Below are 13,690 nucleotides of genomic sequence, written 5' to 3' on the forward strand. Positions count from 1 at the left end.
CGTGAGCGACACCAGCGAGACCGTCGTCGTCGACAACTTCCCCGGCGGCAGTATGGCGAGCCGCCCCGTGCACTTCATCTGGATGCTCGACTGCTCGGGGTCCATGGGCGTGAACGGCAAGATCGGCGAACTCAATTTCGCCATCCGCGAGGCCATCCCCGAGATGCAGCAGGCCGCCCAGTCCAACCCCGCCGCGTCCCTGCTGGTACGCGCCATCACCTTCGCCAGCGGAGCGAGCTGGCACGTCGGCGAACCCACCCCGGTGGACCAGTTCTCCTGGGAGGACGTGCACATCTACGGCGGCACGGACATGGGCTCCGCCTTCAAGCTGGCGGCGGGCGCCCTGCAGACCCCGCCGATGCCGCAGCGCGCGCTGCCGCCGGTGCTCGCCCTCGCCTCCGACGGGCAGCCCACCGACGACTGGCGGGCCGGGCTGCGTGCCATCGACGGCACGCCGTGGGGCAAGCGAGCCGTGCGCGTCGCGGTGGCCATCGGCGATGACGCGGACAAGAGCATGCTCAAGGAGTTCCTCGGCAACCCCGAACTGGAGCCCCTCCAGGCGAAGAACCCCCGCCAGCTCGCGGCCGCCATCCGCTGGATGTCCACCGCGGTCGTCAAGGACGCCTCCACCCCGAAGGTCGACGACGGCACGAAGCCCGCGACGCCGATCGACGTGCCGTCGCTGACCAAGGGCGAAGACGACATCTGGTGACCGGACCGGAGACGACGACCGCACCCGGGCCATCCGGGGCCGCGCCCTGGGCGCTGCTCGACGGCGCGGTCAAGGGCGTGGCCAAGAGGTACAGCCAGGACCGCGGCGCGGCGCTGCCCGTCGCCGGGGGCCGCGCGGTCGTCCTCGCGGTTGCCGACGGACACGGCAGTGCCGCGCACTTCCGCAGCGACCTCGGGGCGCGCTGGGCGGTCGAGGAGTTCACTGCGTGCGCCCGGGTGTTCGCGCACGAGGCCGCGCGCGTCGGCGCCGACGCCTCGGGCTGGCCCGCACTGCGCGAGGAGGCGCGCCGCCTGCCGCAGCAGGTGGGCCACCGCTGGCACGGACGCGCCACGCTGTTCGAGAGGAACTCACCGGCCCACGGGGCCCGTTCGCTCTCACTGGGACGGACATCCCGCACCGGGCCCGGGGATCACCCGCACCCCCCGGACCTCGCCGCCTACGGCAGCACCCTCATCGGCGCCGTACTCACCGAACACACGCTTTTCTGCTGGCAGTTGGGCGACGGCGACATCGTGCTCGTCGACGGCTCCGGCAGCCCGCACACCCCGCTCTCCACCGGACCCGACATGGGCGACGAGACCGATTCGCTCTGCGAGTCCGAACCCTGGCGCAAGACGCGCTCGCACTGGCAGCCCTTCACCGGCGGCGCGCCACCGTGCGTCCTGCTCTCCACCGACGGGCTCTCCAAGAGCTTCGCCGACCACCAGGGGTTCCTGGACTTCGCCACCGGCCTCGGCGACCGCGCCGCCGAACAGGGCGTCGCGGCGGTGCAGGCGCAGCTCCCGGACTGGCTGGCGCGGGCCGCCAAGTTCTCCGGGGACGACACGACCCTCGTGGGCGCCATAGCGGCGCCCCCACAGCGCAGCGACGAACGATAGGGCAGAGAGGAACAGAATGGTGAACGGCATGCTCGCCGCCGGAAAGACCCTGGTGGCCGAGTCGGGGGAGACGCTGAAGGTCGCGGAGCTCTTCGGCTCCGGCGGCCAGGGCGAGGTCTACCGCGTCCTGACGCCCACCGGCGACCGGGCGGTCAAGTGGTACTACCCCCAGCTCGCCGACGCCCGCCAGCGGGAGATCCTCGAAGGTCTCATCGCCAAGGGCTGGGACGACCCCCGCTTCCTGTGGCCCACCTCCATCGTGATGGACCCCGAGGGCAAACAGCCCGGCTTCGGCTACCTCATGGACGTACGGCCCGCACGCTTCTGCGACCTGCCCGCCCTGTTCCGCCGCGACCCCTCCGTGGCCTCCGCGACGATGCGCACCCTGGTGACCGTGGCCCTGCACACCGTCGAGGCCTACCGCGCCCTGCACTCCCGGGGCATCGCCTACCGCGACATCAACTGGGGGAACATCTTCTTCGACCCGGCCACCGGCGACGTCCTGGTCTGCGACAACGACAACGCGGTCGTCGAGGGCGCCGAGGCCGCCGTCGCGGGCACCATGGACTTCATGGCGCCCGAACTGGTCCGCGGCGACCAGGGCAAACAGCCCGGCACCCAGAGCGACCTGCACTCCCTGGCCGTGCTGCTCTTCCTGCTCCTGATGAACGACCACCCGTTCAACGGCGCCCTCGCACTCAGCATCCGCTGCATGGACGAGGCCGCCAAACGCAGGCTGTACGGCACCGACCCCGTCTTCGTCTACGACCCGGCGGACACCCGCAACCGCCCGGTCCCCGGCGAGCAGCCGACCGTCGAGGCGACCTGGGGCGCACTGCCGCAGATCCTGCGCGACCTGTTCATCCAGACGTTCACGGACGGCCTGCGCAGCCCCAAGCTGCGGGTGCGCGAGTCACAGTGGCGCGACGCGCTCAGCCAGGTCCTCGACGCCATCACCCAGTGCGGCGGATGCGGCAAGCAGAACCTGACCCAGCCCGACGGCGCGCCCCCCGCCTGCTGGAAGTGCCGCACCATCCTGACGCTGCCGCCCCGCCTCGAACTGGTCACCGGCACCGGCACCCTGCGCACCCGGCGCGGCATCAGGCTCGCGCCGAACGCCCGCGTCTACGCCCACCACCTGCGCGACGATCCCGACCGGCACGACTTCTCCGCCGTGGTCGGCGAAGTCACCGAACACCCGCAGCAGCGCGGCAGGTTCGGCCTCACCAACCGCACCCGCTCCGTGTGGACGGCCCGCAGGGACGACGGAACGGTACGGGACGTGGACCCGGGCAAGACGATCGCGCTGCGGTCGGGGCTGCTCATCGAGTTCGGGGGCGGGACGGAGGCGGTCGTCAAGGAGTAGGGGCGGGCGGCAGGGAGGAATACTCTTTCCGTGAGCCGACAGGTCCGGCGCTCTCCGGGCGGAGGAACGTGACCGCATCACCTCGCGTCTGCATCGTCTCGTCCTCGCGCGAGCCTCAAACCCGCGCGCTCGCGCGCCGGTTGACCGCGGTGCTCCGGGCGCGGGGCGTCACGGTGCTCGCGCGCCCGGACGACGCCTGTACGCACTTCCTCGCGGTCCTCGCCGCGGACACGGCCCCCGAGGAGCATGTCGTGGACGTGATCGGGGCCGCCGCGGAGAGACACCGGACGCACGGGGGCCCGGCGCTGCTCGTACTGGCCCCCGACGGTGCCGCCCTGGACCGGCTCGCCGTACCGGCCGCCCCGTTCCGGCGCGTGCGCGGGTGCGACGGGTTCGGCGAGCAGGTCGACGAGGTCTGCCGGGCGCTGGACGTGCCGGCGACGGTGTGGGGCGCGGCCGCCGGACTGATCGACGACAAGACCGCGGGATTCCTGGGCCGCGAGTACGTCTTCGACGCCATCGACGCGTTCGTGGCCACCGCACGCCGGGGCTACTTCCGTCTGGAGGGCGACCCGGGCGACGGCAAGACCGCGATCATCGCCGAGTACGTGCGGCGTACGGGCTGCGTGGCGCACTTCAACGTACGCAGTCAAGGCATCGTGGGAGCCCGCCAGTTCGTCGGAAACCTCGGCGCCCAACTGCGCGCCAAGTACGGCATCGGCGCCCCCGCCGACCTCGGTGACACCAGCCGCTACGGCGAACTCGTCGGCCGCATGCTCACGGACGCCCGCGCCGCCCTGCCCGGTGAGCTGCCGCTGATCGTCGCGGTGGACGCCCTGGACGAGGCGGAGGCGGAGGCGGCCCGGCCGGGGGAGCCGGGCGCGGTGAACGTGCTGTACCTGCCGCCCGTGCTCCCCGAGGGCGTGTACTTCGTGGTGAGCAGCCGACGCGCCGAGGTGCCGCTGCGCATCGAGACGGCCGCCGTCCGCTACGACCTGGCCGAGCACCTGAGCGCCACGATGGTCGACATCCGCGCGCTGCTGTACCGGACGGGGAGCACGAGCCCCGCACTGGTGGCCCGACTGGCCGAACAGCACATCCCGCTCGACCGGTTCGTCGACGTCCTCGCGGCGAAGAGCGAGGGCAACTTCATGTACCTGCGCCACGTGCTGCCCGAACTGAGCGACGGCCTCTACCGAGGCCTCGACATCCAGCAGCTGCCCCACGGCCTGGAGAACTACTACGAGAGCCACTGGCGGCTGATGGGCATGACCGCGCGGCCGTCCCCGCGCACCAAGGTGTGGGTCATGTACGTGCTGTGCGAGCTGACCGCACCGGTCTCGACCGCCCTGCTCACCAAGGTGATGGGCGAGGTCAACCCGGAGGCGGACGCCATCGCGGTCCAGGAAGTGCTCACGGAATGGCGGCAGTTCCTCCGCCGGGAGCGCACCCCGGACGGGCCGCGCCACAGCATCTACCACAGCAGTTTCCGCGACTTCCTGCACCAGCGGGAGACGGTAGCCAGCGCGGGCCTGAGCCTCGCCGGGGTCAACGAGGTGATCGCCGACGTGCTGTGGGAGCACGAGTACGGGCAGGGGTGAGGCGGTTGAGCGGAACCGGTCGCGTCCCGGCGGGGTACGGAGCGCCGGACTACGGGAGCGTCGCCGACTGGGTGGCCGCCGTGGGCACGGCTGCGGCCACGCTGCTCCTCGCGGTGGGGCTGCTGCGGGAGATCCGGCAACGCCGCCTGGATGACGCCTCGGCGGCCACGGAGCGGCGGGCCGCCGAGGCCAATCAGGCCCGCCTGGTGAGTGTGGCCTTCCGGGTGCGCGGCAGCGGGCTGCGCGTGAAGTGCGTGGTACGCAACGACAGTGCCGCACCGGTCAGGGACACGGCCCCCTGGCTCTCCTGGGCCGACCCGGCCGGCGCCCTGCACGTACCCGAAGTGGAAGTCAGCCCCGCCGCGCCGCTGTTGGGGCCCGGGGAGACGGCCGAGATGTCCCTGTCCGTGACCGACAGGGCCGAAGCGCCGTACGGTCCCTCGTCGTTGCGGTGCGCGATCGCCTTCACGGACGCCGCCGGGCGGCGCTGGGTGCGCACGGCGAACGGCGCCCCGACGGCCGTGCTCGACGACGAACTGCAGGCCTTGAAACGGGCCGCCCGCCGCGACCACCGGCGCGGGCCCTGAACTGAACCGGCGGGACTCAGAGGAACCGGGGCGCGGATGAACACCGACTCCAAGCAACTCGACGACGAGATCGGCCAGTTGGCCCTGGACGGCCTGGCCGCCCACCTCAGTGCGGCGGGCCGGGTGGACCGACTCCTCCAGCTGTTCCGGGACGACCGGCGACTGCGCAGGCGCGTCACCCCGAAGGCCCGGCTCTGGGACGGCTACCAGAGCGACATCGACACCGCCTGGGATGCCGTGGACCGGGCCCTGGCCGAAGATCCCGGGCGGGTCCCGGACCCGCTCGGCGGCTGCATCAGGCTGGCCCTCCTGCGCGGCTCGATGAAGGCGGCGGACGACATCCCCTCGCGCCTCGTCGTCGCCGCGGTGGCCACCGGGCTCTGGTCGGCGCCGCGGGCCCTGTCCACCATCGGCCGCGCCGCGTCCCCGGGCGAACAGGCCGACGGCTACTACCGGATGCTCGCGTTCGCGCCGGTCGACGAGGCCACCCGCAAGACCGTCCAGGCGCGGATCGTCGCGCTGACGTCCCTGCCCGACGAAGAGATCCCGGCCCGGGCCCTCCTCGAAGGGGCCGTGCTGCTCGACGCCGATGCCCGGACAGCGGTCGCCGCGGGCGTCGAGGAGACGGCGTCGATCGTGAGCTGGCAGGTGCCCGCCCGGTTCGCGCCGAAGAGGATCAGGCCCCAGGAGCTGGCAGCGGGCGAGACGGTGGCCCTGCTGTGCGCCGTGCCGGAGCTCCGCCGCCCCCGCCTCGTCGAGCGGGTCGCCGAGGCGCTTCTCGACGACCTGGCCGGACTGACCCGCAAGGACGAGGAGCCGCACCCCGCCGAACAAGGCGACGAGAGCCTGCTGGCCCAGTTGCAGCGCGACTCCATCGCCTGGCTCACCGACACCCGGCACCGCCTGGCGGGGGCGGGCCGGGCGCTGGCGGAGCTCGCCCCCTTGCTCGCCGGGCACCCGGCGCGGGAGCGGCTGGTGAACCGGCTCGGCACGCTGGCCCCCGAGGTCAGGGACGCGCGGACGCGCTCGCGCCTCGTCGACGCGTACGGGCTGACAGTCCCCGGTGACGACGGTCCGCCCGCCCCCGAGGCGGCGGCCGAACCCGACGCCGCCCGGGCCCGCAGGCTGTCCCTCGTACGCGACGTGGCCCACCGCCTTACGGGCCCGCTGCCGGAGCCGTCCGCCTCGCCCCTCCCGGCGGACTCGGCCGACGACGACGCCGCTGCCGCCACGCTCGACGAGCTGACCCTCAGGTGGTTCGCCGAGCAGCGGCCGCACCAGGAGCGGGGAGAGCCGCAGGACGAGGCGTCCGGGGTGCCGGAGGACGGCGAGGGCGACCGGCTGCGGGAGTTCCGCGCCTTCACCCGCAGGGCCGGCGGTCCCGCGCTGATCGCCTCCTTGCTGACCGTGCAGGAACTGTCCGACGACACGGTCGGCGCCATGGTCGAAGCCGTCTTCCTGCCCCGCGAACTCCCGGGCCAGATGGCCCTGGTGGAGCTCCTGACGAACCACCCGGACCTGGTCGACGCCACCACCGCCGTACGCAAGGTCAAGGGGCACCTGCTGCGCTGCGCGCTCGCGCGCGCAACGGCCAGCCCGCAGACGGCATGGGACGGCCTCCCGGCGGAGCAGCTCCAGGACGCCGACTTCCGGCCCGTGCTCGACTTCGCGCTGGGGCTCCCCGCGGAGCAGCGGCGCAGCGCCTACTGGCACACCGCGTCAGGACACGGCATCCCGCCGGAGGTGCGCACCGTTCCGCGGCTGGCAGCGCTGGCCCTCGTCCTGCCCCATCTGGACGCCCCTCAACTGGCGGAGGCCTTCGCGGACGTGCTGGCCGTCGAGGACTCCCGGGTGCGCCTGCTCGGTCTCGAACTGGTCGGCCCCTACCTGAGCGCGGAGCAGGTCGCCCGGGCCGTCGGCTCGCTGCGCGCCGCGCCCGACGCAGGAGAAGTGACGTGGCTGCTCGGCGAGTTGGTGGCTCTCCTCGACCCGGACAGCGAGGCGCGCGGCGAGCTGGAGGAGCGGGCCGCCGATGTCCTCGCGCGCGTGGACGCCGGAGCGGACCTCGCCGAAGCCGTCCTGCGCCGGCTGCGGCGAGCCGGCCGGCCGCTCGACGCGGCGTCCCTGGGGCCGGAGACGTCGGCCCTCCTCCACCGCATGGACCCCAACAACCGGCTCGACGCCGTGCTCGTGCTGCTCTCCGGGACCGACGGCCCCATCACCGCGGACCTGGCCGCGGTGATCGTCGAACTGCCGGTCGTCAACGACTCCACCACCTACAGCTGCCGGGGCTTCGCCCTGGCGGCCGCCGCGGAGCGGTTCGCCGACGACTGGATCCCCGCGGCCTGGTACGCGGCCCAGGAGCTGCCCCGGCGCCTCACCATCGGCGACGCCCCGGCCTGGGGATGGGACTGGGGCTACGAGTACCCCTACGCCGCGGCCGTCGAGGCCCTCGTCCCCCGGCTGCGCGAGCCCTTGGCGCGGCAGGCGTTCGAGGCCGCGAAGGAGATGCCGTGGGAGCCCCGCGAGCGGATCATGCGGCTGCTCGCCGAGCATGCCGACGACGGACTGAGCCGCGACCTGTTCGACCACGCCACCGCGGTCCACCGCTCCTATCAGGAGCTGCCCGACAGTGCGCAGACGCCGTTCCCGCTGGAGGGAACCGTGGTCACGCAGTGCGCCGCCGACTTCAAGGGAATGCGGGAAGTGCAGCTCGCCGAGCTGATCGCCGCCGCGGTGACGCGCCTTGACGCCGACCGGCTGGCCGAAGCGGCGCGCCTGGCCTGCGCGTTCTCCAACTGCGGGCCGCGGGCGTGGCTCCCCGCCAAGCTGCTGCCTGCCCTGCCCGCCCCGGCCGCCGAGCTTCGTGCGGCGCTGGTCGCCTCGGGCACGGTCGCGGCCCTGGAGTTCATCGCCGGCGAGACCGGCCGCCTCGACCTCCTCGCGGAGCTGCTTCCCCATCTGCGCGAGGCGACCGAGGAACGGGCCGCTCCCGTACGGGAGTTCGTCACGCGGCACGTCCCCCGGCACGGCAACGGATTCATCCTGTCCCGCGACGAGCTCGCCTCCCTGGGCAGCGAGCGGACCGAGGAGTATTTCCAGCTCCTCGGCATCGAGGACCGGGCCGAGGTGCAGGACGGCCTGTCCGGCGGCGACGAGGACCGGCGGCGTCGGTTCCTGGTCCGGGTCATCCTGCGCCCGTTCTTCGCGGGCACCCTCGAACAGACCCTGACGCAGCTGCTCCTGGACGCGCCGGTGCTCGCGCGGGCGGCGGTGCTCGACGCGACCACCGGGATTCTGGAGCCGGGCGACCACCGGACGATCGTCGACCACACCGTGGCGCAGCTGCTCGGTGAACCGATGGAGGAGACGGAACGGCTCGAAGCCCTCGGCGCGATCCTGCCGATGCTCACGCAGGCCCAGCGGGACGAGCTCGTCGAGATCGCCACGGACCCCGAAGGCCAGGGGCTCCAGGACAGCCGCGACGTGAGCCGGAAGGTGTTCGCCCTCCTCCTGGACGATCTGCGGGCGCCCGCGCACGCGGACGGCAGGTTCTCGCACGTCCGCCACAACCGGTTTGCCCACATCGTCAGGAACCGGGTGCGCGAGGACCGGGTCAAGGACACGTTGGGACTGGTCCACGGGGGACGTGCCGAATTCCTCGCCGTCCTCGCCGGGCATGTGACCGAGGCCGCCGCGCGACGACTGGCCGAGCGCGTCGCGGAACTCCCGGACCTGGAGCGGGCCGACGCGATCGTGACGCTGCTGCCCCTGCTGTCCGGCGAAGCCCGCGCGGCGCTGGTCGCGGCGATCCGCGGGCTGACGGACCCCTTCGCCCGGTTCTGGGCGGCGTTCGTGGGCCAGGAGCATCTCGACGCGGACGCCGATCCGTCCTGGACCGCGTTCGTCCACGACACGGCGATGGCGTTCGAGGACCGGACGGACGCCTGTGCCTGTCTGTGCCTGCTCATCGGGTACGCGGACGCCGGCACGACGAAGACGTGGTGCGCCTGGATGATCTCCCGCCTCGGCGGCCTCGGGGACGAGGACGCCCTGCGGGTCACGGCGGGCCTCGCCGCCGTCCTGCGCGACGACGGCGCACTGAGCGCGGCGCTCGTCGACGCCGTCTGCTCGCGGCCGGCCGACGAGACGCTGCACGCGGGTGTCCTCATCCTGGCCCGCCACGGCCTCGACCTGAGCGCACTCGCGGAGCCGCACCGGACGCGGCTGCACGCGCTGCTCTCCCGCCGCCTGCGCAGACTCGCCGCCCGCAACCGCCCCGACCTGCTCGCCGCACTCGCCGCCGAGTCACCACTGATCGGCGCCCTGAGCACACAGCCGGAGCTCGCGGCGATCGCCCGGGAAGTCCACGAGGTCTGCTTCACGTGGCGCTGGCCGTGACACCGCCCCGACGCCCGCTACTACCCCGCCCGCGCCCACCGTCGCCAGCGCCGCCACCACGCCGACCACCGGGGCGCCACGGGCGGTGGCAGCGGCGGAGGCGGCGGGGGCGCGGCGGGCAGGACCGCGCGGGCCGGGTCCGTGGCGATGGCCACCGCGTCGGGGCGGGGGAGCGGCGTCACGGTGATGGTGCATTCCGCGGTGGACACGGGGAGGGTGACGGCCCGGCCGGTGCGGTGCGCGCTGCGGGGGATCCGCCGTTCGCCGCCCTCCCGGCCGTCGCTCCAGGCCGCGCGCACCAGGACCGCGGGCTCAGGCCAGTCGAAGTGCAGCTCGGCGCGGTCGTCCGCGACCCGGCGTACCGTCAACTCCGCTATCGCCGCAGGGTGTTCGATGACGACGCTCGGGCCGGACACCGCCCGCTCGCCGAGCACGCTGACGGCCGTCACCCGGACCCGCTGCTCGGGCTCCGGCGTCAGCTCGGCACACGATTCGGTGCCGGACGCGGTCGCCGGGATCCGGTCCACGAGGCCCGCGATGCCGGAGACGTCGGTACCCGGCGCGACCGGCCCCGCCGTCCACGGCAGAAGCAGACCGTCGCCGAGCTCCGGCGGACGCCACGCGATGGTCACCCGCCCGCCCTCCGCGTGCCGCCGTACGGTGAGTTCCTCCACCGGCGAAGGCCACTGCTCGGCGCGGGCGGTGACCGTGACGCCGCGGGACCACACCAGGCCGCCGTCCGGATCGCGGTAGCCGCAGCGCACTTCGTAGGTGTACGTCCCCGGCGCGAGCGGCGCGTCGAGCACCCGGTCGTGCTCGCAGGGCACCCGCACGAGCGACGACTCGCCCCAACCGCCCGTCTCCGCCCCGGTGCCGGACCGCGTCACCCGCACCTCGGCCGCCGCCGAGTCGGCCCGCCAGCGCAGCCGCACCCCGCCGGGCACTACGGTGCTCCGCAGCTCCGTGACCACGGGGGTGACGAGTACCGGAGCGGTCACCCGCGGCACTCCGGCGATGCGGTCCCGGCGCAGCGGCACGACGGCGTACCGGAGGGGCCGGCCGACGGGCGCGTCCGTGTCGAGGGTGCCGGGCCCGCTCTCGCCCGCCGCCGTCTCGACCGCGAGGTGCGGGGCCCCGTCGGGGAAGCGCAGGACGCGGTACGTGACGCCGTCCGCGCGGCGCGGTGGGGCGCACCAGGAGAGGCGTACGGCGCGCTCGTCGGTCACGGCCGTCACGCGCGAATCCGCGGGGGCGAGCGGGTCGTCGGCGAGGAGCGCGGCCACCCGCAGCAGGCCCGTCCGGGCGTCCGCGTCGTCCCTGGCGAGCCGCAGCGCGCCGAGCCAGGTGCGGGCGGCGTCGCGCGGCGCGCCCGCGGCTTCGGCGGCGGCGCCGTCCGCGCAGAGCCGCCGGACCTCGGCGGCCCGCGCGCGGACGGCGTCGACGAGCGCGGCGAGGCGGTGGTCGTCCGGCCCGTCGGGATAGTCCGCGGCGCGCGGGAGCCGCGCCACGACCCGCTCGGCCTCGCGCAGCCGCACGCCGGGCCAGCTGTCGTTGAGGGTCTCGGCGGCGTGCCGCGCCGGACCGGCCGGGGGGAACCCCGCGGCGACCGCGGCGGCGAGCGGTCCCGCCTCGCCGCGGTGCACGCCGAGAGCGACGGCCTCGGCCTCGCCGGGCCGTTCGCCGCCGTCCCTGAGCAGGCAGCAGACCTCCCACAGGACCAGGCGGCGCAACCCCGCCACGTCGTCCCGCACCAGGGTCTCCAGGGTGTCCACCAGCGCCGCCGCCGTGTCGGCGCGCGGGTCCGACGAGGACAGCCACCGGCCGCGCGCCCGCTGCACGTACGGCAGGTCGACGCGGTGCCAGATGCCGCCCCGGCCGGGGAACCAGAGTCCGTCGAGCACCCGGAAGCCGTCGTCCGTGGCGGCTCTGGGGAGCGTGCCGAAGACGGAGTCGTGCGCGGGTGCGGGGGCCGGGGCGCGCAGCACGTCGGCGGCGTGCCGGAAGCCCAACTGCCGCAGTGCGTCGTGCAGGTGGACGTAGCCGCGCAGGCCGGGGCAGCGCGGCAGGGCGGGCAGCGGCAGGCGGGCGCCGCTCGCTCTCGGGTGGTCGCCCGGGCGCAGGACCGCCATGGCTCAGCCGCCCGGGGTGGTGTCGCCGGAACCGGTGTCGCCGGAGCCGGTGTCGCCGGGATCGGTGTCACCGGGGGCCGTGTAGAAGTACACGCGGACCACCGCGGTCTCCGCCCGTCTGCCGAGGCTGTGGTAGTCGTCCGTCGCCGTCTTCTCGGTGAACATCTCCGGGCGGGCCCTGCCGAGCAGGCCGTTGACGCGGTGGGCGTAGACCGTGCCGTTCGAGCCGCCGCCGAAGGTGAGCACGAGCGCGGCCTCGCGGCCCGGCCACTTGCGGGTGTCCTTCGCGATCTGCCGGACGATGTCGCCCTTGCTGTCGCCCGCCACCCGGAACTCCTGGGGGTGGCGGTCCACGGAACGGGGCCCCACGGGGGTGGCCGGGCTGCTCTTCGAAGGGGAGGGCTCGGGGTGGTCCTTGCCCTTCGGGCCCGTCGGGTCAGGGCGGTCGCCCATCGACACCAGCGCGAGCACGAGCAGCAGATCGGCGAAGAGCCACCCCGCGAGCACGACGATCCCGAGCCGCCCGCCGCGCCGCCGCAGTGCCCGGCCTCGGCTCACGCGGCGCCTCCGTCCCTCGGGGCGGGCGGCGGCAGACGCGTCGTGGGCGGGTCGAGCGGCGTATCGAGCGGGGACTCCATCGGCGGGTCCGTCACCGGGTCGACGGGACGGCTCGGCGCGGGGAGGGAACTCCCTTCACCAGGGCGGCCGTTGAAGGGCGTTTCGTACCCGACGCCGTTCCCGTTCCCGTATCCGCTTCCGTACCCGTTCGCCCCGTACGTCATGGCCGATGCAGGCGCAGGCGCAGGCGCAGGCGCAGGCACGGGCGCGGGCGTCAGCGTGGGCAGTGCGCCCGCCAGCGTGTCCATGCGGGCGTCGAGGCGGGCCGCCGCGTCCTGCCAGTGGGCCGCCGCCGCGTCCCAGCGCTCCGTGGCCTCGCGCATGCCGTCCACCGCTTCGCCCGTGCGCCCGGTGCTCGCCACCAGGGCCTGCGAGGCCAGTTCCGTGGCCTTCGCGACCGAATCGGACTTCACGGCGAGTGACTGCTGGGCGGTGACCAGGGCCTTGAGGGAGGCCTCGACGGTGTCGCCCGCCGCCTTGACGCGGTCGGCGATCCCCTGCGCCGCGCGCGCGTTGGTGCGGCCCGCCTTGGCGGTCTCCTCCGCGCCGGTGCGCAGGGTGGTGTCGATGCGGTTCGCCGCGTCGCCCAGTTTCGGCACCTCCGCCATGAGGGACTGCGTCGCCTGCCGGAGGGCGTCGACGGCCTGGCTCACGGACGTCGTGGCGCCGGTGAGCGCCCGGTGGCTCCGCTCCGCCTTCTCCGTCACCAGCTGCATCTTCTCGGCGGCCTTCGTGAGCTGCGCGGTGAACTGCTGCGGGGAGGCGCTGCGGTGTGCGGCGAGCAGCATCTGGGCGCGCGTGAGCACCGACGCGAGCTCGGCCAGGAGGATCTCCTCGTCGGCGTCCTGGGCGTCCTCGTGGCGTTCGGTGCGCACCCGCACGCGCGCGTGCCACACCGAGAGGGCCACGAGCAGGGCGATCAGGAGGACCGCCATCAGGGCCACGTTCTCGAAGCGCCCGAGCGCGCCCAGATGCCCGCCGAAGCCCGACTGCCACAGCTGCAGGAAGGGGCGCACGCTCTCCTCGGGGTCGTCCTCGGCGAGCTCCCCGTAGGCGCGCACGGCCTCGCGCAGGCCGAACCACGTGATCAGGAGCGGTACGAAGACCAGGACTCCGAGGGCTCCCTCCAGGAGGCGGTCGTGCCGCCCCGGTGCCCGGCCGGGGGACGCCCGGACGCTCTCGGGGCGTACGTAGGCCCGCACGAGGTCGATCTCCGCCCACCGGTCGAGCTGGTTCGATGCCGCCAAGTCCTTGTGGAGCACGGTCAGTTCGGCGGACCGGGGCGCGAGCGCGGGCAGGTCCGCGAGTCGCCTCAGCTCCTTGACGATCAAGGCCTTGTCGAGCAGTTGTGCGGGTGTCAAGCGGGTCCCTCCCTGG

General features: G+C 74.3%; 9 protein-coding genes. 6 read left to right on the plus strand and 3 right to left on the minus strand.

Annotated features, from left to right (window positions below; genetic code table 11):
• The first annotated feature begins 52 nt into the window (after window positions 1-52).
• From ACFVYL_RS08345 to ACFVYL_RS08370, 6 genes are all read left to right on the plus strand, one after another.
• Window positions 53-712 carry a tellurium resistance protein gene (locus ACFVYL_RS08345; protein ID WP_389713959.1) on the plus strand — a complete coding sequence of 220 codons (660 nt, stop codon included), beginning with the start codon at window positions 53-55 and terminating at the stop codon, window positions 710-712.
• Window positions 709-1,611 (plus strand): protein phosphatase 2C domain-containing protein, encoded by a 903-nt coding sequence (locus ACFVYL_RS08350; RefSeq protein ID WP_389713780.1) that lies wholly within the window; start codon window positions 709-711, stop codon window positions 1,609-1,611. Before ACFVYL_RS08345 ends, ACFVYL_RS08350 begins: the two co-directional genes overlap by 4 nt.
• 16 nt (window positions 1,612-1,627) lie before the next feature.
• Window positions 1,628-2,977, plus strand: coding sequence for a protein kinase (locus tag ACFVYL_RS08355; RefSeq protein WP_389713781.1), 1,350 nt, complete (start codon window positions 1,628-1,630; stop codon window positions 2,975-2,977).
• 68 nt (window positions 2,978-3,045) lie between these two features.
• Complete coding sequence (locus ACFVYL_RS08360) at window positions 3,046-4,578, plus strand: hypothetical protein (RefSeq protein ID WP_389713782.1); 1,533 nt, start codon at window positions 3,046-3,048, stop codon at window positions 4,576-4,578.
• 5 nt (window positions 4,579-4,583) lie between these two features.
• Window positions 4,584-5,165, plus strand: a complete 582-nt coding sequence (locus tag ACFVYL_RS08365) for a hypothetical protein (protein WP_389713783.1) — start codon at window positions 4,584-4,586, stop codon at window positions 5,163-5,165.
• Window positions 5,166-5,201: 36 nt separating this feature from the next.
• Window positions 5,202-9,566, plus strand: coding sequence for a hypothetical protein (locus ACFVYL_RS08370; protein ID WP_389713784.1), 4,365 nt, complete (start codon window positions 5,202-5,204; stop codon window positions 9,564-9,566).
• Between the two features lie 20 nt (window positions 9,567-9,586).
• Here ACFVYL_RS08370 and ACFVYL_RS08375 read toward each other — a convergent pair whose 3' ends face one another.
• Genes ACFVYL_RS08375 through ACFVYL_RS08385 form a run of 3 tightly spaced genes read right to left on the minus strand, consistent with a single transcriptional unit; the run spans window position 9,587 to window position 13,674 of the window.
• Window positions 9,587-11,695 (minus strand): hypothetical protein, encoded by a 2,109-nt coding sequence (locus ACFVYL_RS08375; protein ID WP_389713785.1) that lies wholly within the window; start codon window positions 11,693-11,695, stop codon window positions 9,587-9,589.
• Between the two features lie 3 nt (window positions 11,696-11,698).
• Complete coding sequence (locus tag ACFVYL_RS08380; RefSeq protein WP_389713786.1) at window positions 11,699-12,253, minus strand: hypothetical protein; 555 nt, start codon at window positions 12,251-12,253, stop codon at window positions 11,699-11,701.
• Complete coding sequence (locus ACFVYL_RS08385) at window positions 12,250-13,674, minus strand: hypothetical protein (RefSeq protein WP_389713787.1); 1,425 nt, start codon at window positions 13,672-13,674, stop codon at window positions 12,250-12,252. Before ACFVYL_RS08385 ends, ACFVYL_RS08380 begins: the two co-directional genes overlap by 4 nt.
• Between the last annotated feature and the right edge of the window lie 16 nt (window positions 13,675-13,690).

Source organism: Streptomyces sp. NPDC058308 (assembly GCF_042880275.1).
Classification (GTDB): domain Bacteria; phylum Actinomycetota; class Actinomycetes; order Streptomycetales; family Streptomycetaceae; genus Streptomyces.

Excerpts from the sequence above, each read along its gene's own strand:
- ACFVYL_RS08370 (WP_389713784.1), top strand. The coding sequence starts at position 5,202 with ATGAACACCGACTCCAAGCAACTCGACGACGAGATCGGCCAGTTGGCC.
- ACFVYL_RS08375 (WP_389713785.1), bottom strand. The coding sequence starts at position 11,695 with ATGGCGGTCCTGCGCCCGGGCGACCACCCGAGAGCGAGCGGCGCCCGC.
- ACFVYL_RS08345 (WP_389713959.1), top strand. The coding sequence starts at position 53 with ATGGCGAGCCGCCCCGTGCACTTCATCTGGATGCTCGACTGCTCGGGG.
- ACFVYL_RS08355 (WP_389713781.1), top strand. The coding sequence starts at position 1,628 with ATGGTGAACGGCATGCTCGCCGCCGGAAAGACCCTGGTGGCCGAGTCG.